At 68.8% G+C, this 23,324-nt stretch carries 21 protein-coding genes; all 21 read right to left on the reverse strand.

Annotated elements, in window-relative coordinates; all coding sequences use genetic code 11:
- Positions 1 to 92: 92 nt before the first annotated feature.
- On the reverse strand, positions 93 to 2,003 hold the full coding sequence (locus tag OMP43_RS10475; RefSeq protein WP_280279670.1) for an SPOR domain-containing protein: 1,911 nt from the start codon (positions 2,001 to 2,003) through the stop codon (positions 93 to 95).
- Between the two features lie 90 nt (positions 2,004 to 2,093).
- On the reverse strand, positions 2,094 to 3,617 hold the full coding sequence (gene ftsZ / locus OMP43_RS10480) for a cell division protein FtsZ (protein ID WP_280279671.1): 1,524 nt from the start codon (positions 3,615 to 3,617) through the stop codon (positions 2,094 to 2,096).
- 114 nt (positions 3,618 to 3,731) lie between these two features.
- Complete coding sequence (gene ftsA / locus OMP43_RS10485; RefSeq protein WP_280279672.1) at positions 3,732 to 4,991, reverse strand: cell division protein FtsA; 1,260 nt, start codon at positions 4,989 to 4,991, stop codon at positions 3,732 to 3,734.
- 82 nt (positions 4,992 to 5,073) lie between these two features.
- The gene (locus tag OMP43_RS10490; protein ID WP_280279673.1) at positions 5,074 to 5,967 is read right to left on the reverse strand and encodes an FtsQ-type POTRA domain-containing protein; all 894 of its coding nucleotides are present in this window, start codon (positions 5,965 to 5,967) and stop codon (positions 5,074 to 5,076) included.
- On the reverse strand, positions 5,964 to 6,899 hold the full coding sequence (locus OMP43_RS10495) for a D-alanine--D-alanine ligase (RefSeq protein ID WP_280279674.1): 936 nt from the start codon (positions 6,897 to 6,899) through the stop codon (positions 5,964 to 5,966). The genes OMP43_RS10490 and OMP43_RS10495 overlap by 4 nt, the downstream gene beginning before the upstream one ends.
- Positions 6,896 to 7,405 carry a DUF4262 domain-containing protein gene (locus tag OMP43_RS10500; RefSeq protein WP_280279675.1) on the reverse strand — a complete coding sequence of 170 codons (510 nt, stop codon included), beginning with the start codon at positions 7,403 to 7,405 and terminating at the stop codon, positions 6,896 to 6,898. Before OMP43_RS10500 ends, OMP43_RS10495 begins: the two co-directional genes overlap by 4 nt.
- Positions 7,402 to 8,343 carry a UDP-N-acetylmuramate dehydrogenase gene (gene murB / locus OMP43_RS10505; protein ID WP_280279676.1) on the reverse strand — a complete coding sequence of 314 codons (942 nt, stop codon included), beginning with the start codon at positions 8,341 to 8,343 and terminating at the stop codon, positions 7,402 to 7,404. The genes OMP43_RS10500 and murB overlap by 4 nt, the downstream gene beginning before the upstream one ends.
- Positions 8,316 to 8,510 (reverse strand): hypothetical protein, encoded by a 195-nt coding sequence (locus tag OMP43_RS10510; RefSeq protein WP_280279677.1) that lies wholly within the window; start codon positions 8,508 to 8,510, stop codon positions 8,316 to 8,318. Before OMP43_RS10510 ends, murB begins: the two co-directional genes overlap by 28 nt.
- On the reverse strand, positions 8,507 to 9,919 hold the full coding sequence (gene murC / locus OMP43_RS10515; protein ID WP_280279678.1) for a UDP-N-acetylmuramate--L-alanine ligase: 1,413 nt from the start codon (positions 9,917 to 9,919) through the stop codon (positions 8,507 to 8,509). The genes OMP43_RS10510 and murC overlap by 4 nt, the downstream gene beginning before the upstream one ends.
- Before the next feature lie 13 nt (positions 9,920 to 9,932).
- Entirely contained in the window at positions 9,933 to 11,084 is a 1,152-nt protein-coding gene (gene murG / locus OMP43_RS10520; protein ID WP_280279679.1) for an undecaprenyldiphospho-muramoylpentapeptide beta-N-acetylglucosaminyltransferase, read from the reverse strand.
- Entirely contained in the window at positions 11,081 to 12,313 is a 1,233-nt protein-coding gene (locus OMP43_RS10525) for a putative peptidoglycan glycosyltransferase FtsW (RefSeq protein ID WP_280279680.1), read from the reverse strand. Before OMP43_RS10525 ends, murG begins: the two co-directional genes overlap by 4 nt.
- A complete protein-coding gene (gene murD, locus OMP43_RS10530) occupies positions 12,310 to 13,668 on the reverse strand; it encodes a UDP-N-acetylmuramoyl-L-alanine--D-glutamate ligase (RefSeq protein ID WP_280279681.1) in 1,359 nt (452 codons plus the stop codon). The genes OMP43_RS10525 and murD overlap by 4 nt, the downstream gene beginning before the upstream one ends.
- On the reverse strand, positions 13,665 to 14,735 hold the full coding sequence (mraY, locus tag OMP43_RS10535; protein WP_280279682.1) for a phospho-N-acetylmuramoyl-pentapeptide-transferase: 1,071 nt from the start codon (positions 14,733 to 14,735) through the stop codon (positions 13,665 to 13,667). The genes murD and mraY overlap by 4 nt, the downstream gene beginning before the upstream one ends.
- Complete coding sequence (murF, locus tag OMP43_RS10540) at positions 14,735 to 16,108, reverse strand: UDP-N-acetylmuramoyl-tripeptide--D-alanyl-D-alanine ligase (RefSeq protein WP_280279683.1); 1,374 nt, start codon at positions 16,106 to 16,108, stop codon at positions 14,735 to 14,737. The genes mraY and murF overlap by 1 nt, the downstream gene beginning before the upstream one ends.
- Complete coding sequence (locus OMP43_RS10545) at positions 16,105 to 17,520, reverse strand: UDP-N-acetylmuramoyl-L-alanyl-D-glutamate--2,6-diaminopimelate ligase (protein WP_280279684.1); 1,416 nt, start codon at positions 17,518 to 17,520, stop codon at positions 16,105 to 16,107. The genes murF and OMP43_RS10545 overlap by 4 nt, the downstream gene beginning before the upstream one ends.
- Positions 17,517 to 19,232 (reverse strand): penicillin-binding protein 2, encoded by a 1,716-nt coding sequence (locus tag OMP43_RS10550; RefSeq protein WP_280279685.1) that lies wholly within the window; start codon positions 19,230 to 19,232, stop codon positions 17,517 to 17,519. The genes OMP43_RS10545 and OMP43_RS10550 overlap by 4 nt, the downstream gene beginning before the upstream one ends.
- On the reverse strand, positions 19,229 to 19,813 hold the full coding sequence (locus OMP43_RS10555; RefSeq protein WP_280279686.1) for a hypothetical protein: 585 nt from the start codon (positions 19,811 to 19,813) through the stop codon (positions 19,229 to 19,231). The genes OMP43_RS10550 and OMP43_RS10555 overlap by 4 nt, the downstream gene beginning before the upstream one ends.
- Position 19,814: 1 nt before the next feature.
- A complete protein-coding gene (gene rsmH / locus OMP43_RS10560; protein WP_280279687.1) occupies positions 19,815 to 20,768 on the reverse strand; it encodes a 16S rRNA (cytosine(1402)-N(4))-methyltransferase RsmH in 954 nt (317 codons plus the stop codon).
- The gene (locus tag OMP43_RS10565; RefSeq protein ID WP_280279688.1) at positions 20,765 to 21,247 is read right to left on the reverse strand and encodes a division/cell wall cluster transcriptional repressor MraZ; all 483 of its coding nucleotides are present in this window, start codon (positions 21,245 to 21,247) and stop codon (positions 20,765 to 20,767) included. Before OMP43_RS10565 ends, rsmH begins: the two co-directional genes overlap by 4 nt.
- A 601-nt stretch (positions 21,248 to 21,848) precedes the next feature.
- Positions 21,849 to 22,172: a hypothetical protein gene (locus OMP43_RS10570; RefSeq protein ID WP_280279689.1), complete on the reverse strand. Its 324-nt coding sequence runs from the start codon at positions 22,170 to 22,172 to the stop codon at positions 21,849 to 21,851.
- Between the two features lie 57 nt (positions 22,173 to 22,229).
- Positions 22,230 to 23,222 (reverse strand): cysteine synthase A, encoded by a 993-nt coding sequence (locus OMP43_RS10575; RefSeq protein WP_280279690.1) that lies wholly within the window; start codon positions 23,220 to 23,222, stop codon positions 22,230 to 22,232.
- Between the last annotated feature and the right edge of the window lie 102 nt (positions 23,223 to 23,324).

A 23,324-nucleotide genomic window follows, 5' to 3' on the forward strand; every position in this document is an offset into this window, starting at 1 on the left:
ATGGCAGCACAAACCGCCGGTGCGGATTGGGCTAGTCCGGGAGATGGATCCTCGCTTACGCGGGGATGACGGCTTGGATCCTTGGCGAAGCGCTACGGCGCCAGCTTGGTCACCTTCTGCCCGGCCTCGCTGGTGAAGACGAAGCCGGAGACGCCCGCCTTGCCCAGCGTGTTGACGAACGCCTGCGCCTCCGCGCTGGTCTTGAACGGGCCGGCGAGCACACGGTTGGTTGCGCGCAACGGCGTCGTCCACGCGCTCTTGCCCTTCATCGCCGCGGGCGCCTTCGCGACCACGCCCTTCCAGGCCTTGGCGAGCGAATCCTCATTGGCGCCGCCCGCCACCTGCACCCAGATGCGACTGGGATCGGTCTTCGCCGGATCGGGCTTCTTGGGCTCCGGCTTCTTCGCCGTCGCCTTGGGATCGGGCTTGCCTTTCTTCGCTTCCTCGGGCGCCGGCTTGGCCTTTGGATCGGGCTTGGCCTTTGGATCGGGCTTGGCCTCCGCCGGTTCGGGCTTCGGCTTGGCCGCGACCGGTTCCGGTTTCGGCCTGGACGGGGCGGCAGGCCTGGCTTCGGGGACGTGCACCGGTGCCGGAGCCGCCACCTCCACCGGCTCGGTCGGCGTCGCGGTGACCGCGGCGAGCTCGTCGGCGGGGATCGTGATGCCGCCGACGATCGCGGCAAGCACCGAATCCTCCTGCCCTACCCTGGCCGGGCCCGGGGGCGTCGGCTCGGGCTTCGGCGCGGGGCGCACGGGCTGCACCACCGGCTCGGCACGGGCCGGCGTGGCGGGCGCCGGAGCCGGCTCCGCGCGCATGGAAATGGGCGCGGCGACCGAAGCCAGGCGCACGGGCACGGGCACGGGCGCTGGCGCCGGCGTGGGAGCCGGGCGCACCGGAGCGGGCGCCGGCCGCACGGGGACCGGCGCCGGACGCTCGGTCGCTTCCGCCGGTTCCTCCTCGCGTTTCGGCGCCGGGATGGGCTGCACGATCGGCGTGGGCGGCGGCACGAAGCGCGGCGGCGGCGGGAGGCTGTCGTCGGCCGCTGGCTGCGGCACCGGCGCCGCGGCCGGCCGCACCGCGGCAACGGCAGCGAGCTTCTCGTCACGCTCGCGATCCCGGCGCGAGCGGCGGTCGCTTCCCTTCGGTGCCGGCGCGGGTGCGGTTACCGGCGCGGCCGCCGCCAGCTGCACCGGCCGCACCGCCGGCACGTAGCGCGGCAGCTCCGGTGCCAGTCGCGCATCGGCGAGCCGCGCCTGGCTGGGCGAAAGCTCGCCGAAATGCACCGCGAAGGCGCGGTCGGCGGGCCCCAGATCGGCAAGACGGCGGAAAAAGGGCGACAACGCCTGGCCCATGGTGCCCGGCATCATGCTGGAGGCGATCTTCTCCGCTCCCGTCGTGTCGCCGTTCATCGCCAGGATGAAGGCCCGCGCCCGCCAGGCGGCGCGATCGCTGCGGCGGAGCAACGGGTCGAGCGCGCGCATCGCCTCGTCCTTGTCGCCCGTGATGCCGAGCGAAAGAGCATATCGACGGAGCGTCTCGGCATCGTCGCGGTTGCTTGACAGGGCGAGCTTATAGTCACGCTGGGCAAGGCTCGGCTGGCCGAGCAGATCATAGGCGAAGGCGCGATCGCCGGCATATTCGCGCGGATCCAGCCCACGCGCCTCGGCGGCCTGGAACAGCCGGAGCGCCTCGCCAGGGCGTTCCAGGCGCACCAGCACCATCGCGCGGCCCGCCGAAATGCGCGGATCGCCAGGGCTGAGCGTCTCCGCGCGCTGGAAGAAGGCAAGCGCCGCCGAAGTGTCTCCCAGCCGCGCGCTGGTCATCCCCGCATCGAGCAGCGTGCGCAGGTCGCGCGGATCGCTGGCGAGCATGCGGATATCATTGGCCAGCCGGTCCGCATCGGGATTGGGCTGGGCTACGACTTCGGTCTGGGCAAGGGCGGGCGCCGCCTGGGCCGCGACCAGCGCGAGTGCCGCAGCACCGATGAAGCGAATCCGGTCCATATTCCCGCCAGCTTGCACCGTGTTGCGCTGAACCGCCGATTACGGCGCCGGCGCGGCTCGCCAAAGCGAGGCCGGCCGGCGACGAATGGCCTATTGGTTGTTCTGGCTGCGCAGGAAGCGCGGAATGTCGAGCGGATCCTTGTCGTCGTCATCGTCCGACTTGGAGGCGCCGCGCGACGCCATCGCCATGCGCTCGAACAGCGTGCCGCCGCTCTTCTTCGGCTTCTCGGCCGGGATCGAGGGCGCGGCTTCTTCTTCGTCGCCGCCGGTCAGCCAGCGGCGGCGCGTGGTCGGCGCGGGCGCCGGCTCGTCAACAGGCGCGCGCGGCGCTTCGGGCACCAGGCTCTCGGCGCCGAGCACCAGCTCGTCCTCGTCGCTGTCCTTGCCGTCGTCGACCCAGCTCGCCTGCACCGGCGCGGCCGGCTGCGGCTCGGGCTCATAGGCCTGGGGAATCGGCGGGGAGAGCGGTGCCGGCTCGGCGGCCACTTCCGGAGTATAGGCCTGAGGCACCGGCGGTTCGAGCGGCGCTTCCTCGGCCACCGGCTCGACCGGAGCCGGGGCCGGCTCGGCGGCCGCGGTGCGCCGCGGTGTGGAGAAGGAGAAGACGCGCGGCTGCTCGGCGGCACGCGGCGCGGCCATCGGCTGCGCATCGGCGTCGATCCCGGTCGCGACGACCGAGACGCGGATCTTGCCCTCGAGCTCCGGATTGAAGGCCGAGCCCCAGATGATGTTCGCGTCCGGATCGACCAGCTCGCGGATATGGTTCGCCGCCTCGTCGACTTCGAGCAGGCGCATGTCCTCGCCGCCGGTGATCGAGACGATCACGCCCTTGGCGCCGTTCATGCTCACGCCGTCGAGCAGCGGGTTGGCGATCGCCTTCTGCGCGGCGATGAGCGCGCGGTCGTCGCCCTCGGCCTCGCCGGTGCCCATCATCGCCTTGCCCATCTCCTGCATCACCGAGCGGACGTCGGCGAAGTCGAGGTTGATGAGGCCGGGCATGACCATCAGGTCGGTGATGCCGCGCACGCCCTGCTGCAGCACCTCGTCGGCCATCTCGAACGCTTCCTTGAAGGTCGTGTTCGCATTGGCGATCAGGAACAGATTCTGGTTCGGAATGACGATGAGGGTGTCGACGTACTTCTGCAGTTCGTTGATGCCCGCTTCGGCCGAAGCCGCACGGCGCTTGCCCTCGAAGGCGAACGGCCGGGTGACCACGCCCACCGTCAGGATGCCCATGTCGCGCGCGGCCTTGGCGATGACGGGGGCCGCACCGGTGCCGGTGCCGCCGCCCATGCCGGCGGCGATGAACACCATGTGTGCGCCCTCGAGCGCCTTCTGGACGTTGTCGATCGTCTCCTCGGCGGCGGCGCGGCCGATCTCGGGCCGCGAGCCCGCGCCCAGGCCCTGGGTGATCTTGGCGCCGAGCTGGATGCGATGGCCGGCGCTCGACTGCTTGAGCGCCTGCGCATCGGTGTTGGCGACGATGAAGTCGACGCCCTGCACATCCGCGCGGATCATGTTCGCGATCGCGTTGCCGCCCGCGCCGCCCACACCGACGACGGTGATCTTCGGGGTCAGCTCGTCCACATCGGGCGGAAGGAAATCGATACTCATCGCCTTGGTCTCCCTGCGCCCGGGTGGCTGTCACAGGCGCGTAATCTGGCCCCCGTTCTGCACGAACGCAGAGGGCGACTCTAGAGGGAACGCGAAGTTACCAACGCATTTCTTCTAATAATTTGCCCGGAATGCCGCGATCAGCCGCTGGATCAGGGCTCCGGGGTTCGTCCTGGTCACCATCTGGTGGTTCGGCTCGAGCGCGCGCAGGTCGATCGGATTGGCCGCGGCGAAGCGCGCCAGGCCCGCCAAAGTGGCGAATGCGGGGCCCGCATGCGCCTCGGGCAGTGCCACCAGCCCCTTGGGCCGGCCGACGCGCACCGCGCTGCCGAGGAACTGCTGGGCATAGTCCGCCACGCCCTTCAGCTCGGCGCCACCGCCGGTGAGGACGATCTGGCGGCCGGCCGGATCCTCGAACGAAAGCTTCTTCAGCTCCTTCTGGATCTCCCCCATCAGCCGCTCCAGCCGCTTGCGGATGATCGCGTTGAGCTGCGCCTTGGTGATGCGCGGCCCCTCGGTGCCGTCGTCCGGGATCGCCGGCACCACGTCGATCATCTCGTGATTGTCACGCGGAGACAGGTTCGCCGAGCCATGGAAGCACTTGGTCCGCTCCGCCCAGGCGCGCGCGGTGCCGAAGGACGAGGCGATGTCGTCGGTGATGTCGGCCGAGCCCATGGGGATCGAGGCGAGGCCGGAAAGCACGCCCTGCGAGAAGACGCTGACATTGGTCACGCCCGCGCCGATCTCGACCAGCGCGACGCCCAGCTCGCGCTCCTCGTCGGTCAGGCAGGCCAGCCCGGTGGCAACCGGCGCGGCGATGATCGAGCGGACTTCCAGATGCGCCGAGCGGACGCAGTGATCCAGGTTGCGCACCGGCGCGCCATCGGTGGCGACGACATGGATGTCGACGCCCAGGCGCTCCGCATGGAGCCCGAGCGGGCGCCGCACGCCGGCCAGCCCATCGACGGTGTAGCGGGTCGGCTGGGCGTGGAGCACCATCTTGCCCTGCGGATCGATCGCGTCGCGGCCGGCGCGGAGCAGCTCGTCCACGTCATTCTGCTCGATGCGGTGGCCGCCCAGGTCGGATTCCAGCCGGACGATGTCGGAGATCAGCCCGCCGGCGGAGAAGCTCACCCAAACGTCCTCGATATTCTGCCCGGCGATGCGCTCGGCCTGCTCCACCGCCTCGCGGATCGCCAGTTCCGTCGCGTGCATGTCGGCGACATAGCCGCGCTTGACGCCGCGGCTCTCGCGCTGGCCGGTGCCGAGCACCACCAGCGAGCCGTCATCCGCCTTTTGCGCGATCAGCGCCGAGACCTTGGACGAACCCACGTCCAGCGCCGTGATCAGTCCTTCCGGTGCAGCCTTCGCCATTTGCCCCTCATTCCAAAAAACGCTCAACTCCCGATTCAGCTTATGAATCAGTATTTTCCCCGGATGGCAACTCCGGTGTTCATCATAACCCGGTCGCTGCCGGCGCGCCGATCGCCGCCGGGCGCCGGATCACGAGATTATCCGGATCGCGCATGTCGAACCCCAGATTGCCGCGGCCGAGCAAGCGATAGGCGCCGTCCTTCTCGGCGAAGGTCTTCAGCGCGTCCCTGGCTTCCTTCTCGCCCTCGGGCAGCTGCAGCTTCTCGCCGGTGTCGAAGATGATGTCCCAGCGCCGGTTGCCCACCCAGGTCGCCGCGCGGACGAGCGGCTTCAGCGCGGGAGCGCTGTCCATCAGGTCGCGGCGTGCCGGCTCCTGGGCATTGGCCCCGTCCCCGATCAACAACGGCAGATCGGGCATCGCCTCGCGCGAGACCGGCTCCAGCGGCACGCCCGTGGGATCGATCAGCATCAGCTGGCCATGGTTCTGCCAGATCGCCGCGGGCTCGCGCTCGACGATGTCGATCAGCAGCTTGTCGGGCAGGCGACGGGAGACGCGCGCATCCTTTATCCAGGGATAGGCGAGCAGCCGGGTGCGCACATCGGCCAGGTCGACCAGCGGCATGGCGCGCGCATTCTGGTCGAGCACCTGCTGGTACACGGTCATGCGGTTCATCCGCTTGAGCCCGTTGATCTGGATCGTGTCGACGCGCAGCCCCGCCTCGCCCACCGCCTGGGCCGCGCCCACGCCGATCACCTGCGGCACCCCGAACCAGGTCGCGACCGTGATCAGCCCGACCGAGAACAGCGCGACGATGCCCCAGGTGGCGATGCGCGTGAGCGTCGCCTGGCTGAACGGCAGCGCGGCCAGCGCCTGGTCCATCAGCCCCGGCTGCTTCTTGCGCGCGACCTGCTTGCGCTTCTGCGCCGGCTTCCCGCCGCGCCGGGTGGCCGCTCGCCTGGCGGGGGGCCGGCTCATCCCGCGCAGCCTCCGCCCATCGCCTCGTCGACGATGCGCTGGCACAGCTGCGGATAGGAGATGCCGAGATGCCGCGCCTGTTCGGGCACCAGGCTGAGCGGCGTCATGCCGGGCTGGGTGTTCACTTCGAGCAGGAACAGGCCCTCGACACCTTGGCTGTCGTCCCAGCGGAAATCGGAGCGCGACGTGCCCTTGCAGCCCAGCAGCCTGTGCGCCTCGAGCGCGATGCGCCGGCACGCCTCGGCGATCTCGTCGGGGATCTGCGCCGGATAGACATGCTCGGTCAGCCCGTCGGTATATTTGGCGTCGTAATCGTAGAAGCCGCTCTTCGGCTTCAATTCGGTCACGCCCAGCGCCTCGCCCGCCAGCACCGCGGTGGTCAGCTCGCGGCCGCGGATGAAGGGCTCGGCGAGCAGTTCGTCGAACTCCTGCCACGGGCCGATCGCGTCGGCCGAGATCGGATTGCCGTAATTGCCTTCCTTGGTGACGATGGCGACGCCCACCGACGAGCCTTCGTTGACCGGCTTGAGCACATAGGGGCGCGGCAGCGGATCGGCCTGGTGCAGTTCCTCGGTCTTCACCATCCGTCCGCCGGGCATCGGGATGCCGTGCGGCACCAGCGCCTGCTTGGTCAGCTGCTTGTCGATCGCGATCACCGAGGCGACCAGGCCGGAATGGGTGTATTTCACGCCCATCAGGTCGAGCATGCCCTGCACCGTGCCGTCCTCCCCCGGCGTGCCGTGCAGCGCGTTGAACACCACGTCCGGCCGCGCCTCGGCGATCCTCAGCGCGACGTCGCGGTCCATGTCGATGCGCGTCACCCGGTGGCCCAGGCTCTCCAGCGCCTCCGCAATGCCCGCGCCGGACATCAGCGAGACCTCGCGCTCGGCCGACCAGCCACCCATCAGAACCGCGATGTGGAGGGGGGTCACGAATTCATGCTCCGTTCGTAAAGTGCCGGCTGAAGATCGCGCACATCCTGGCTGCAATCTTCGTCCCAGGGAAAGAGTCCGTCCACCGCGCCCGGCCAGACAAGCTGCACGGCGCAATCCAGGGCGCGGCCGGTGCGACGTTCCTCGTACCAGATCGCCGAGTTGAAATATTCGCGAACGATGCGGCTCGGATCGATCGTCCTGGCGATCACCCGATGCCCTTGCAACAATCCTTCGATTTCCGCTCCGTCAGCAAGTGCCAGACCCTCGCGGCACATGCGGAGCAGATCGTTCACCATCGCCCCGCAAAGCGGGCCGGGCAGGCCCAGCACGATCACCTCGGGCTGGCGCACCGTCTCGAGGAAGCCGGTCGAATAGCTGAAGGGCGGCTCCCATTCCTCGTCATCCTCAGAGGCGACGGAAGTGATGTGGCAGCCATGATCGCGCACGTTCGCGATGATCTTGCGCTCATAATCGGTGAGGCGGCGCAGCTTGTCGAAGATCATTCCGCCACCCCCACACGCTGGATTTCCCATTCCAGCTCGATGCCCGACTGCGCCTTGACCCTGGCGCGGACTTCCTCGCCCAGCGCTTCGATGTCGGCCGAGGAAGCATTGCCCAGATTGAGCAGGAAATTGCAGTGTTTTTCGCTGACCTGCGCATCGCCGCGCACAAGGCCGCGGCAGCCGGCCGCATCGATCAGCGCCCAGGCCTTGCCGCCGTCCGGATTCTTGAAGGTCGAGCCGCCAGTCCGCGACCTAAGTGGCTGGGAAGCCTCGCGTTCCGCCGCGATCCTGTCCATCTCGGCACCGATCTCGGCCTTGTCGCCGGGCGTGCCCTCGAACAGCGCCTCGACCACCACGGCTCCCGCGGGCAGCTCCGAATGGCGATAGGTATAGCCCAGTTTCGCCGCCGGCCAGGTCTCGACCGTCCCGTTTCGAGTCACGAGAGTCAGCTCGACCAGGACATCGCTGGCATCGCGGCCATAGGCTCCGGCGTTCATCCGCACCGCGCCGCCGACCGTGCCCGGAATCCCCCGCAGGAACTCCAGCCCGGCAATACCGGCGTCGCGCGCGGCACTCGCCACCGTGATCCCCATCGCCGCCCCGCCGGCGCGCACACGCCAAGAACCTTCCTCGGCGCCCGGCTCGATCGAAACCCTGGCCATCGCCTTGGGCAGCCGCACCACCACCCCCGGCACGCCGCCGTCCCGCACGATCAGGTTCGAGCCGACGCCCACCGGCAGCACCGGCACCTCCGGATCCAGCGCCGCCACGAACGCCGCCAGGCTCTCTACGTCATCGGGACGCACCAGCCATTCGGCCGGCCCGCCGGTGCGGAACCAGATGAAGTCGGCAAGGCTGCCCCGGTGCTGGACCGTCCCGCGCAGCGGTGGCAGCGCGGTGCAGACCGGGCTCACTTCCATCCCCACATGCTCGACCATTGCTTCCACGCCGCCAGATTGGCCTCGGCCGCCCTCTGCCCCGCCTGCTGCAGCTTGATCACGTCGCGCCCGGCATCGAGCATCTTCCGCGCTGCATCCATCTGTGCCTGCTGCGCCTTGATCAGGTCGCGCTGCATCTCGATGCCCAGGGTCAGCCAGTCCTTCATGCGACTGCCTTCGCTTCCTCGATCGCGCCCGCCAGGTTCGCCGCCCATTTCGTGATGTCGCCCGCGCCGAGGCAGATGACCATGTCCCGGGGCTGGATCACTCCGGCGAGCGCGCGCGCCAGCGCGTCCTCGCCCTCGATCGACGCCACCGCGCGATGCCCGCGCCGCTGGATGTTCTCGACCAGCGCCTCCGCGCTCACGCCCTCGAGCGGCAGCTCGCCCGCCGCATAGACCGGCGTGACATAGACCATGTCGGCATCGTTGAAGGCCTGGGCGAACTCGTCCATCAGGTTCTTCAGGCGCGTGAAGCGATGCGGCTGGACGACGGCGATCACCCTGCCCTCGGCGCTCTCCCGCGCCGCCGCCAGCACCGCGCGGATCTCGACCGGGTGATGGCCGTAATCGTCGATGATCGTGGTGCCGCCGGTCTCGCCAACCTTGGTGAAGCGCCGCTTGACCCCGCCGAACTTGGCGAAGCCCTGCTGGATCGTCGCATCCAGAATGCCCAGCTCCAGCGCCACGCCGATCGCGGCGAGCGCGTTCTGGACATTGTGGCGGCCCGGCATCGGCAGCTCGATGCCCTCGATCGAGCGGGTGGTGCCGTCGCGGTGGCGGATGATCGCCTCGAAGCGGTTGCCGCCATGATGCGGCACCACATTGACGCCGCGCACATCCGCGCTGGCGGCAAAGCCATAGGTCACGATCCGGCGATCGCGCACGCGCGGGATGATCGCCTGCACCTCGGGATGATCCAGGCACAGCAGCGCCGCGCCATAGAAGGGCACGTTCTCGACGAACTCGACGAACGCGTCCTTCACCGCATCGAACGAGCCGTAATGGTCGAGATGCTCGGGATCGATGTTGGTGACGATGGCATAGGTGCCGTCGAGCCGCAGGAAGCTGCCGTCGCTCTCATCGGCCTCGACCACCATCCACTCGCTGTCGCCGAGGCGCGCGTTCGAGCCATATTGGTTGATGATGCCGCCGTTGATCACGGTCGGATCCACCCCGCCCGCATCGAGCAGCGCCGCGACCATCGAGGTGGTCGTGGTCTTGCCGTGCGTGCCGGCCACCGCGACGGTGGATTTCAGCCGCATCAGCTCGGCGAGCATCTCGGCACGCCGCACCACGGGGATGCGGCGCTGATAGGCCGCCTCGACCTCGGGATTGGTGCGCACAATCGCGGTGGAGACCACGACCACCGCCGCATCGCCCAGATTCTCGGCGTCATGGCCGATGGTGACGGGGATGCCGCGGCTGCGCAGGCCCTGCACGACATAGCCTTCGGCCACGTCCGAACCCTGCACCTTGTAGCCGAGATTGTGCATCACCTCGGCGATGCCGGACATGCCGATGCCGCCGATGCCGACGAAATGGATGATGCCGATGTCGGTTGCGACGCCCTTCATGCGCCAAACTCACTCATGCGAACGCTGGCCTTCCCTGCATTGCGGCGCGGCGGATGCCGATCGGGGCTTCCGGCGCGTGGATGGATTCGACGAGATCGGCGAGATCGCGCGTGGCGTTGGGACGGCCCACGCTGCGCGCGCGCGCCGCGGCGTTCTCGAGCCCAACCGTGTCGAGCCCGAGCTTCTGGATCTGCTTGGCCAGCTCCGCCGCGGTGAAGGCGCGCTGCTGGATCGTCCGCGCGCCGCCGGCCGCGGTGATCTCGCGCGCATTGGCGGTCTGGTGGTCGTCGGTGGCGCTGGGCAGCGGCACGAGAATCGCCGGCCGGCCGGCCGCGGTGAGCTCGGCGATGGTCGAGGCGCCCGCGCGCGCGATCACGATGTGCGACCAGGCCAGCACATCGGCCATGTCGGTGATATAGGTGGAGACATCGGCCGGAATGCCATGGTTCTGATACTTCGCCCGCACCGTCTCGATATCCTCGACGCGTGCTTGGTGCGTCACCTGCAGGCGGCGGCGGAAATGCACCGGGAGCAGCGCCAGCCCGTCGGGCACCACCTGGCTCAGCACGGTCGCGCCCTGGCTACCGCCGGTGACGAGCACGCGGAAGATGCCGTCCTCCTCCAGCAGCGGATAGGGGCGGTTGCGCAGGTTCAGCACCGCCTCGCGCACCGGGTTGCCGACGAGATGGGCCTTGGCCTGCCAGCCGGGCTTCAGCCGGTCGACCTGGTCATAGGAAGTGGCGATGGCGTCGACCCGGCCCGCGACGAAGCGGTTGACCCGGCCGAGCACGGCATTCTGCTCGTGGATCACCGTCGGCACGCCGGCGCGGAAGGCCGCGAGCAATGCCGGCAGCGCCGGATAGCCGCCGAACCCGATCACCGCGGCGGGCTGGATCTCCTTGTAGAGCCGCAGCGCCATCGCGCGGCCCGCCATGATCTTGCCGGCCGCGCGGACATAGCCGAGCGGGCCGCCGCCCAGCCGCCCCGCCGGGAGGACATGCGTCTCCACCCCTTCGAACAGGCCCGGGAAGCGAACGCCGCGATCGTCGCTCACCAGCGCGACATGATGGCCCCGTTCGGTCAGCTCCGCCGCCAGCGCGGCCGCAGGCACCATGTGCCCGCCGGTGCCGCCGGCGGCGAGAACATAGCTTCGGGACTGAGTCATGCGTTGGTGCTCCAGCGGCCGGTATAGGGCGAGCGCTTCAAATACGGGTTTCGCCGCGTGAAGGCGAGCAGCAACCCATAGCCGATCGCCAGCGCGATCATCGACGATCCGCCATAGGAAATGAAGGGCAGCGTCATGCCCTTGGACGGGGCGATGCCGGTGTTCACCGCCATGTTGATCAGCGACTGCACGCCGAACTGCGCGGCGAGGCCGGCGGCGGCGAGCAGGCGGAAGGCGTCCTCCTCGTCCAGCAGCTTCATCAGCACGCGGATCACGATAGCGAGATAGAGCGTGACGATCACCGCGCAGGCGATCAGCCCGAACTCCTCGCCGATCACCGAGAAGATATAGTCGGTATGCCCCTCGGGCAGCTTGAACTTCATCATGCCGTTGCCCGGCCCGCGCCCCAGCAGGCCGCCGGCGGTGAGCGTCTCGTGCGCCATCTCCACCTGATAGCGCTCGGCGAGCGCGGCATCCTTGGTGGGGAACAGGAAATTGTCGATGCGGGTGCGGGCGGTGCCGTAGAACAGATAGGCCGCGATCACGCCCGCCACCGCCGTGCCGAACAGGCCGGCGATCGCCGCGGGCGAGATGCCCGAGATCATCAGCAGGATGATCCATACGCTGCCGAACACGATCGTCTGGCCGAAATCGGGCTGGAGCATCAGCAGCACGCCGATCAGCGCGGTGAGCGCGCCGGTGACGAACAGCACCGGCAGCTGCGGATCCTTGGCGCGGAAGCTGAGCATCCAGGCGGTCGAGACGATGAACAGCGGCTTGAGGAACTCGGAGGGCTGGAATTCCGCGAGCCCGACTCCGATCCAGCGCTTGGCGCCGTTCACCTCATGCCCGATCACCGGCACCAGCGCGAGGCAGATCAGGAATATCCCCGCCCCGATCAGCGCCAGCCGGCGTGCCACCGTGACCGGCAGCATCGAGACCGCGATCAGCACCGGCACGCTGATGCACACCCAGATCAGCTGGCGCCAGAAATAATACATCGGCGCCATGATGTGGGTGGCGTCGGAATAGCGGCGCGCGGTAGCGGGCGAGGCGGCGGCCACCGCGACCAGCCCGATCGCGATCAGCAGCAGTGCCAGCGTGAGCAGCACCCGATCGACTTCCCAGAACCACATGCCGGCACGCGTCTTGCTCGCACGGCCGAGCTGTTGCTGGACGCGGCGGCGAACCTCGCTTCCAGCTTCCGGCACCTCGACGGTTTCGTTCATCCCAGCGCCTCCACCGCGTCGCGGAAGGCCTGGCCCCGGGCTTCGTAATCCGTGAACTGGTCGAACGAGGCACAGGCGGGGGACAGCAGCACCGTCTCCCCTTCCTTCGCCCGCGCCGCCGCGCTCTGCACCGCGGCTTCGAGCGTGCCCGATCGCTCGACCGGCATCTCGCCTTCGAGCAGCCGGGCGAACATCTCGCCCGCCTCGCCGATCGTATAGGCCCGCACCACATGGGGAAAGCCCGGGCGACAGGCATCGAGATCCTTCGCCTTGGCCTTGCCGCCCAGGATCCAGTGGATCTTCGGATACGCGGAGAGCGCCGGAGCGGCGGAGTCCGCGTTGGTCGCCTTGCTGTCGTTGACGAACAGCACGCCGCGGCGCGTGGCGACCCGCTCCATCCGGTGCGGCAGGCCGGGGAAAGTCTCCAGCCCCTTGTCTATCGCATCCTGCGCAATGCCGAGCGCCTTGCACGCGGCAATCGCGGCGAGCGCGTTCTGGGCATTGTGCAGACCCTGCAGCGCGGGCCAGCGCGACTGGTCGAGGCAGGCGCCGGGAGCGATCCTGACGAGATCCTCGCTCCGGCCCGATGCGGCGATCTGGCGCGCGATCTCCGCCGAAGGCGCATCGCCGATGCCGATCACGGCGGCGTGTCCGGGCGCCTGCATCGCGAACAGCCGGGCCTTGGACGCGGCATAAGCCTCGAACCCGGCATAGCGGTCGAGATGATCGGGCGTGAGGTTGAGCAGCACCGCGACGTCGCAATCGAGGCTTTGGGTCAGGTCGATCTGGTAGCTGGAGAGCTCCAGCACATAGACGCCGCCCTCGGGCAGCGGGTCCTGCCCCAGGATCGGCAGCCCGATATTGCCGCCGAGCCGCGCCGGGATGTCGGCGGTGTCGACGATGTGGTGGATCAGCGCCGTGGTGGTCGACTTGCCGTTGGTGCCGGTAATGCCGATCACGCGATGCGCGGGCATCTCGGCACGCGCTTCCGCGAACAGCTCGATATCGCCGATGACGGGCACGCCGGCAGCAGCGGCCCTGGTGGCGATGGGATGGGTATTGAGCGGCACGCCGGGGGACACGATTACGGCCGTGAGGCCGGTCAAGTCGATCTCGACGGGATCGGCAAGGGTCAGGGATAGGGGCACATGCGATGCGCCATCGGTGGCCCCCTCTCCCCGGCCCTCTCCGCGCGAGCGGAGAGAGGGAGAAAGCGCGTCACGCGCCTTCTCGTTGGCGTCCCACGCCACGACTTCGGCACCCGCGGCCATCAGCGCGCGCACGGTCGCCACGCCCGAGCGCGCGAGCCCGAGCACCGCATAGCGTTTGCCGCGCCAGGCCGTGCTCGTGATCACCGCAGCTTGAGCGTCGCCAGCCCCGCCAGCGCCAGCACGAACGCGATGATCCAGAAGCGGATCACCACCGTCGGCTCCGACCAGCCGAGCTGCTCGAAATGGTGGTGGATCGGCGCCATCTTGAAGATGCGCTTGCCGGTGCGCTTGAAGAAGAACACCTGGATGATGACGCTCAGCGCCTCCATCACGAACAGGCCGCCGATGATGCCGAGCACCAGCTCATGGTGCGTGGTGACGGCGATGGTGCCGAGCGCGCCACCGAGCGCGAGGCTGCCGGTATCGCCCATGAACACGGCCGCCGGGGGCGCGTTGAACCACAGAAAGGCGAGCCCCGCCCCCACCATCGCGCCGCAGAAGATCGCCAGGTCGCCCGCGCCCGGCACGTGCGGGATGCCCAGATAGATCGCATAGATCTTGTTGCCGGCCAGATAGGCGATCAGCATGAAGGCCATGCTGGCGATCACCACCGGCATGGTCGCCAGCCCGTCCAGCCCGTCGGTGAGGTTCACCGCATTGCCGAACGCCACGATCACGAAGGCGGCGAAGGCGATGTAGAACCAGCCGATGTCCGGATGGATCCAGCTGAAGAAGGGCACGTAGAGCTGGGTGCCGTTCTGCGAGCAGATGATCCAGGCGGCGACGCCCGCGATCAGGAACTCGCCCAGCAGCCGCACCTTGCCCGATACGCCCGCGGTCTTCTGCTTCCGCACCTTGTCATAGTCGTCGAGGAAGCCGATCATCCCGAAGCCGAAGGTGACGAACATGCAGGCCCAGACATAGGGGTTGCGCAGGTCCATCCACAGCAGCAGCGAGAGCATCAGGCTGGTCAGGATCATCAGCCCGCCCATCGTCGGCGTGCCGCGCTTGGCAAGGTGGCTCTGCGGCCCGTCGTCGCGGATCGGCTGCCCCTTGCCCTGGCGGATGCGCAGCCAGCCGATGAACCGCGGCCCGATCACCAGCCCGATCAGCAACGCCGTCGCCACCGCGCCGCCGGTGCGGAAGGAGAGATAGCGGAAGAGGTTGAAGACGCCGGGAAAGCCCAGCAGATCCGCAATCCAGTACAACATCAGGCAGGTGCCCTTTCCGCCAATGCCGCGACCACCGACCCAAGCCGCACGCCGTTCGACCCTTTTATGAGAACCGCGTCCCCCGCCTGGAGCATGTCGTCGAGCCTGCCCAGCGCGGTCACCGCGTCGGGCACATGGACGAAATCGACGCGCCCCTCAAGCGCCTCTGCGAGCGGAAGCATCGCTTCGCCGACGAGAATGGCATAATCGACGCCCGCCGCCTCGATCGGGCCCGAAAGCTCGGCATGGAAGGCGGCCGAATGCACGCCGAGTTCGCGCATCTCGCCGAGCACCGCCAGCTTGCGGCCCTGCTCGTGCGCCAGCACTTCCAGCGTCGCGCGCATCGAGGCGGGATTGGCGTTGTAACTCTCGTCGATCACCAGCGCCTCGCCGCCGGCCGCCGGCACCATGAGCCGCGCCCCACGCCCCGCCAGCCCGCCCAGCTCGGCGAGCGCGAGGCCCGCCAGCTCGAGATCGCCGCCCACGGCGTCGACGGCCGCGAGGATCGCCATCGCGTTCGACACCCAGTGCGCGCCCGGCTGGGACAAGGTGAAGCTCAGCTCGCGCTGGCCGAAACGGGCCGTCACGAAAGTGGCGCCGGTGCGCGTGCGCATCGTCTCGACGGCGCGATAGTCGGCACCCTCCTTCAGGCCGAAGGTGACGATCTTCCCGGCATAGGGCCTCGCGGCTTCGATCAGCCGGTCGCGGTGCGGGCTGTCGAACGGGACGATCGCGGCGCCGCCCGGCTCCAGCCCCTGGAAGATCTCGCCCTTGGCGTCGGCGATCGCCTCCTCGCTCGCGAAGAAGCCCAGATGCGCCGGGGCGACGGTGGTGACGATCGCGACGTGCGGGCGCACCAGCCGGGTGAGCGCGGCCAGCTCGCCGGCATGGTTCATGCCCATCTCGAACACGCCATAGCGTGCCGTGCGCGGCATGCGCGCCAGGCTGAGCGGCACGCCGGTATGGTTGTTATAGCTCTTGACCGAGCGGTGCGCCTCGCCGGGCGCATTGCGATCGAGCGCTGCGAACAGCGCTTCCTTGGTGCCGGTCTTCCCGGCCGAGCCGGTGACGCCGATCACCTGGCCCCGCATCCGCCCGCGCGCCGCCGCGCCCAGCGCATCGAGTGCCGCGATCGTGTCCGCCACGGCCACATGCGGGTGCGGCGTGGGTTCGGAAACCAGCGCGCCGGCCGCGCCCTGCGCGAATGCCTGGTCGAGATAGCGATGGCCGTCGGTGGCCTCGCCCTTCAGCGCAAGAAACAGGTCGCCCTGTCCCACTTCGCGGGAATCGAAGGTCACGCCCGAAGCCTCGAACGCGGCCGAGGCGGTGCCGCCGGTCGCCGCGGCGATCTCGTCTGCGGTCCACAGTCTCACGCCGCGCACTCCCGCGCCACGGCGACGTCGTCGAAGGGCAGCACCATGTCGCCGACGATCTGGCCCTGTTCATGGCCCTTGCCGGCGACGAGCACGATATCCTCGCTTCCGGCCATGTCGATCGCCGCGCGGATCGCCTCGCGCCGGCCGCCGATCTCGATCGCCTCGGGCGCGCCTTCCAGCACCTGGGCGCGGATCGCCGCCGGATCCTCGGAGCGCGGATTGTCGTCGGTCACGATCACCACGTCCGCGCCGGCCGCCGCGGCCTGACCCATCGGCGCGCGCTTGCCGGTGTCGCGGTCGCCGCCCGCGCCGAACACGATGATCAGCCGCCCCCCGGTATGCGGCTTGAGCGCCGCGATCGCCGCCTCCAGCGCGTCCGGCGTGTGCGCATAGTCGACATAGACCGGCGCGCCGAGCTTGGTGATCACCGCCCGCTCCAGGCGCCCGCGCACCGGCTGCAACCGGCTGAGATCGCTCAGCGTCTGGACGATGTCGCCGCCGGTCGCGATCACCAGCCCCGCCGCGACCAGCGCATTGGCGGCCTGATAGGCGCCGATCAGCGGCAGGTTCACCCGATAGGTCTCGCCGCCCGCCTCGATCGTCAGCCCCTGGCCGAGCAGCGTCGGATCGCGCGCGACCAGCTTGAGCGTTTCGCCATGCTCGCCCACGGTGACGAGCCGGTTGCCGCGCATCCGCGCCAGTTCCTCGACTCGCGGGCTGTGCGGATCGTCCGCCCACACCACCGCCACCCCGTCCGGATCCAGCACATCGGCGAACAGGCGCAGCTTGGCGTGGAAATAGGCGGCCATGTCGCCATGATAGTCGAGATGGTCGCGGCTGAGATTGGTGAACGCTGCCGCGCGCACCGGCAGGCCTTCGGTGCGATATTGCGACAGGCCGTGCGACGACGCCTCGAACGCGACATGGCTCACGCCCTCGCGCGCCAGCCCGGCGACATTGGAGAGGAACGTGACGATATCGGGCGTGGTCAGCCCGGTGCTCACGGTATCGTCGGCGGTAGTGACGCCGAGCGTGCCGATCGAGGCGGCGTGGAACCCGCGCATCCGCCACAGCTGGCGCGTCATCTCCACGGTGGATGTCTTGCCGTTGGTGCCCGTCACCGCCACCGCAGTCGCCGGGAAGGGCGCGAAGAACCGTGCCGCCAGCCGGGCGAATTTCTCGCGCGGGTTCTCGTCGGCGATGTGCACCGCGCCCTCGACCCTGGCCCCCGGCCGCGCGACGATGGCGACGGCACCGGCCTTCACGGCGTCGGGAATGAAATCCTCGCCATTGAAGCGCGCGCCTTCGAACGCGCCGAATATGGTGCCGGGCGCCACCTTGCGGTGGTCGATGGCAAATCCGGTGACGACGGCGTCCCCCCCGCCTTCCGTCAGCGCGCCCAGTTTCATTCGGGATCCTTCTTGTCGGCGTTCGGCCCTGCCCAGATCAGCGGCAGCAGCTCGCGCTCGTCGATGTCGCGATTGGCATCGGGCACCACGCCGAGCAGCGAGCCGGTGCGGCTCACCACCCGCGCGACCACGGGCGCCACCGTCCAGGCGGCGGTCGTGCGATAGACGCCGATCGAGGGGTTGGCTTTGGGCGAATCGAGCATGGCGATCATCACATAGCGCGGTGCGTCGATGGGGAAAGCCGCTGCGAAGGTCGAAACGTTGCGATGCTTGTCGTAACCACCTTCGCTCGCCGCCTCGGCGGTGCCGGTCTTGCCGGCGATGCGGAAGCCGGCCGCCTCGCCCTTGCGGCCGGTGCCCTTGAGCACGATCAGGCGGAGCAGCTGGCGCATCCGGTCGCTCGTCGCCTGCTGGAGCACGCGCTTGCCCTCGGGCGGGCGTGCGGGATCGACCTTGCGCAGCGTCGCGGGGCGCAGGATTCCGCCATTGACCATCGCGGCATAGGCAGTGGCGAGGTGCAGCGGCGTCACCGCGATGCCATGGCCATAGGCCGTGGTCATCACCGTGATCCGCCCCCAGCTCGACGGCCAGAGCGGCTTGGCGCTGGCATCGAGCTCGATCTCGGGCTTCCGGTCGAAGCCGAAGCGGCGGAAGATCTCCTGCATCTTCTCCGCGCCCAGTTCGTCGGCGATGCGCGCGGTGGCGATGTTGGAGGAATAGATCAGCGTCTCGGGGATGTTGAGCCAGCGAAACTGCTCGTCGCCCGGATCGTCATGGATCTTGAAGCGCCCCACCTGCAACGGCACGGTCGCGTCGAAGCGGCGCGACATCGAAGTGATCGTGCCGGTGTCGATCGCGGCGGCGACGGCGATCGGCTTGAAGGTCGATCCCAGCTCATAGACGCTCTGCGTCACGTTGTTGCGCGGCGGCGGGCCGGCGATCGCATTGGGATTGAAGGCGGGCAGCGAAGTCATCGCGATCACTTCGCCGGTCTGCACGTCGAGGATCACGCCCGCGGCGCCGCGCGCCTGAAGCTGCGTCATCGCCGTGCCCAGTTCGTTCTCCAGCGCCGCCTGTACCCGCAGGTCGAGCGACAGCGCCACCGGCTCGCCGCGGCGGGCGGGATCGCTGAGCTGCGCGTCGAGCACCCGCTCCATGCCGTAGCGGCCATGGCCGGTGCTATCGATATAGCCGAGCACGTGCGCGGCCAGCGTCGACTGCGGATAGAGCCGGTCGTTCTCGCGCTGGAACTCGATCGCCGGCTGGCCCAGCGCATTCACCGCGCCCACCAGCTCCGGCATGGCCCGGCGCTTCAGATAGGCGAAGCTGCCTCCGGACTTGAGCAGCGCGAAATAGCGCTCGGCGCTCTGATCGGGGATCAACTCGGCCAGCCGGTGCGCCAGCTCGGCCTTGTCGCCGATCACCTGGTTGGGATGAATGGCGATCGTCCAGGAATCGATCGAGCGGGCGAGCGGCGCGCCGCGCCGGTCGGTGATGTCGCCGCGCGGCGGCACCAGGGTGGTGGCGATGTCGCGCGCGGTCGCCGGCTCCGCCCACAGCGCGAGCAGCGCCAGCTTGCCGATCACCACCAGCATGCCGAACCCGAACAGGATCGACAGGATCATCAGCCGCACCTGGGCGGTGGCGACAAGCGCCTGACGGGCATCGCCCGTACGGCCCTTGCGGGCCGGCGGGGCGACGACGACGATCAACGGAGCGCCAGCTTCTCGCGCTGCGCCAGCTTCTTCAGATCATCGATGGTCGAGGTGCTGAGCACGCCCTTGTCCACCATCGCCACCGCGTGCCTGTCGGCCTTCTTCATGAGGTCGTGAAGTTCCCTGTCCTGCTGCGCCACGCTCTTGCCCGACGGCGCCGGGGCGGAGCCCGGCTGGGGCGCCGGGGCCGCCTGCACCGGCGCTGCCGCCGCCGTCGCCACTGCTGCGACGGAGTGAGCCGCCGGCGCGCCGGCCGGAACGATCAGCGAAGCATTCTGGATCTGCGCGGGCTGGTCGAGGCTGGCCAGCGCCGTCTCGCTCGCCAGATACTGGCCAGGCGCCGGCGCGGCAAGCGCCAGCACATCGCCGTTCCAGCGCTCGATCTGGGCCAGGTTGGCACGCGTCTGGAACTCGGTCTCCAGCCCGCGAATATCCTTCCGCGCCTGCAGGATCGCGCCCTTCATCGCGTTGAGCTTGGCCTGCTCGGCCGCGCCGTGCGAATTGACCATGTAGCACGCCGGCGCCACCACAACGGCGCAGAGGAGCCACCCCAGTCCCTTGAAGCTTTGAACCGCCATCTCACGCTACTCCTTCACTGGGCCACGGCGCCGCCGCGGTCCGCCGCGCCACGCGCAGCGTCGCCGAACGGGCACGCGGATTACGGGCAACCTCGTCATCGCCCGGCCGCACGGCCTTGGCGGGAGGCTCGAAACTGGGCTCGGCGCGCGGGCCGATCGCCGGGCGGTGGCGCGAGCCGGCGGGCTCGCTGCCGCTGCGCTCGCGCAGGAAGCGCTTCACCAGGCGATCCTCCAGGCTGTGGAAAGTCACTACCGCCAGCCGGCCGCCGGGCTTGAGCACCCGCTCGGCCGCGGCCAGCCCTTCGGCCAGCTCGTCGAGCTCGCGATTGATGAAGATGCGCACTGCCTGGAACGTCCGGGTCGAGGGGTCCTTCTTGTCATGCGGCTTGTGGCCGAGCGCGCGGCGGACGACATTGGCGAGATCGGTGGTCGTCTCGAGCGGCCGGGCGCGCACGATCGCGCTCGCGACGCGGCGGGCGCGCGGCTCCTCGCCATATTGATAGAGTATATCGGCGATCTCGCTCTCGTCGGCCGAGTTGAGCCATTCCGCCGCGGTCATCCCCTCGCCCGCCATGCGCATGTCGAGTGGCCCCTCCTGCTGGAAGGAGAAGCCGCGCTCGGCCTGGTCGAGCTGCATCGACGAGACGCCGATGTCCATCGTCACGCCGTCGACGGGCACCAGGCCGCGGCGCGCGAGCTCGCCCTCCAGCTGGCTGAACGGCGCTTCGATCAGGATCAGCCGGCCATCCGCATGGGAGACGAGAGTTTGGCCGCCCTCGATCGCACGGGGGTCGCGATCGAAGGCGGCCACCTCGGCACCCCGCTCGAGGATGGCGTTGGTGTAGCCGCCGGCACCGAACGTGCAGTCGACATGGCGCTCGCCGGGCACAGGGGCGAGGCCGTCGACCACTTCGTCGAGCAGCACGGGGATATGCGGCTGGGTCGGGGAGCTCACAGCGTCACTCCCTTGGCCTGGCACAGATATTCGCAGATCTCGCGCAGCATGGGATCCGCCTGCGCGTCGTTCATCAGGCGCTCCGGCGCCCAGATGTCGAAGGTCTCGCCGCTGCCGTAGAACAGCGCCCATTTCTGGATGCCCGCCTTCATGCGGAAGAAGGGCGGGATCACGAAGCGGCCGCTATCGTCGTACGGCGCCTTCTCGACCTGGCCGAAGGCGCGGCGCTTGGCCCGGTAATCGGCCTCCTCGCCGCGATCGGCGGCCTGCTGCTCCTTGCGGTCGATCCGCTCGTACTTCTCCTTGGACCAGGAGAGGTCGTGCGCCGACAGGCACGGATCATAGGGGTGCAGGCCCACGACGATCTGGCGGATGTCGGAATTGCGCTCGGCGGCGTTGCGCAGGTCGGCGGGGATGGCGACGCGGCCCTTCTGGTCCACCGCCTGGAGCGCAAATCCCTCGAAGAGCTCCCTGTCCACCACGCCAATACCCCAATGGGCACAGCTTTCCCGTCTCCGGAATCAGCCCCCACGGCCGGGCCCGGCGCTTAAAATGACGGTGAAAAGGGTGTGCCCCCTTTAAGCATCTCGTTTTACCAACAAGCGCTCGGGGATACAACGGGAGAATTGGGGATAGGGCGGGAATTTGCCCCACCAAGCCCCAATTCCAGGCCATGTTTTACTTAGAATCGGCTTTTGTTCTTCTTTTGTTTCATAAACACCTCCGTAAATGAACCCAATCGCTACGGATAATTCCGGAAAGTGGGGCGCCATCCCGCCCGATCCCGGGAAATCGCCAAGTGCCGCAAATTACTCGCTTTTCCTGCTCCGCGCCTAGCAGGCCCCCATTCGCCCGGCCAGCACCGGCGCCTGCAAGAAATCGCAGAAATCCCGCGAGTCGCCGTGAAAACCGGCGCGCGCAATCAGTTTCCTCGGGATTCAAGGTGTTTCGGGCAGGGCTTGCAAGGAAATTGTGGATAGCTGAGCCGCCCATGCCCGCTTCGTCACCGCGGGGCGAAGAATCCAGGTGATGTCCATGCGCCGGTGGGGCCAAATCCCCGGGCCGCACGGGCATCGGAAATCAGCGTGCCTCGCCGTTCTGCTGGGCTTCCTGCTGCCGGCGCGCGATCGCGGCGGCGTCGACCTTTTCGGTCGAGGTGGTGCTGGGCGCGGCGCCCAGCTCGGCGAGCGGCTCTTCCTTGGTCTTTTCGCCAAGCGAGTTGCCCGGGGCAGTCATGTTGGCAACGACGGCCGAGTTGGAAGCGCCGACCGCGGAGACCGGCATGTCGTTCGCACGCCACGCGACGACCGCGCTCGCCAGCACGATCAGCACCGTAACCACGGCGAGCCCCGTCAGACCAACGTAGATACGTTGCATCGTCTGGGCAGTATCAGGCGAACCCACGCTCATATCTGTTGCATAAATGTAACGCCGAACTGCCCCGTTGCCAAGATGGGGCGTTCACTCCCGTGCGAGCCACTCCGGGACCGGCAATCCCTTGGATGCGAGCCATTCCGCATTGTAGAGCGTTGATAGATAACGAAAACCAGTGTCGCACAGGATTGTCGCTACTCGCTTGCCCGGTCCCAGCTCGCGCGCCAGCCGCACCGCGCCGGCCACGTTGATTCCCGAGGACAGGCCCAGGCAGAGCCCCTCTTCCTTGAGCAGCCGCTCGACCCATTCCAGCCCCTCCTCGTCGGAGATGCGGAACTGCGCGTCGATCGGCGCGCCCTCGAGATTGCCGGTGATCCGCCCCTGGCCGATCCCCTCGGCGACCGAGCTGCCCTCAGCCTTCAGCTCGCCGCATGCATAATAGCTGTAGAGCGCCGCGCCGTGCGGGTCGCTGAGCGCGATGCGGACATTCTCGTCCCGCGCCTTGAGCCCCAGCCCCACGCCCGCAATCGTGCCGCCGGTGCCCGCCGCGCAGGTGAACCCGTCGATCCGCCCGTCCATCTGCGCCCAGATCTCTTCGGCGGTGCCGACGATATGGGCCTTGCGGTTGGCGGTATTGTCGAACTGGTTGGCCCAGATCGCGTTGGGCGTCTCCTCGGCGATCCGCCGGGACGTGTGGACGAAATGCCCCGGGTTCGAATAGGGCGCCGCCGGCACCAGCACCAGCTCGGCGCCGAGCGCGCGCAACGTGTCCATCTTCTCGCGGCTCTGCGTCTCGGGCATCACGATGATCGTGCGATAGCCCTTGGCGTTGGCGACCAGCGCCAGGCCGATGCCGGTATTGCCCGCCGTCCCCTCGACGATGCAGCCGCCGGGCCCGATCAGGCCGCGCTCCTCAGCATCCTTGACGATGAACAGCGCCGCCCGGTCCTTCACCGACGCGCCGGGATTCGCGAACTCGCACTTGCCGTAGATCTCGCAGCCCGTGGCTTCGCTCGGCCCCTTCAGGCGCACCAGGGGCGTGTTGCCGATCAGTGCCAGCGTATCGGATGTCGAATGCATGGCCGCTAGATGGAGCGCTTTCCGCCGCGCCGCAAGCAAGCGCTGGCAGGGCGCGGCGAAGCCGGGCTTTCCGCCTTTACGGAACCCTTATGCCCGCGCCCC

It is taken from the genome of Sphingomonas sp. CBMAI 2297 (genome assembly GCF_029870595.1).
Lineage (GTDB): Bacteria > Pseudomonadota > Alphaproteobacteria > Sphingomonadales > Sphingomonadaceae > Sphingomonas.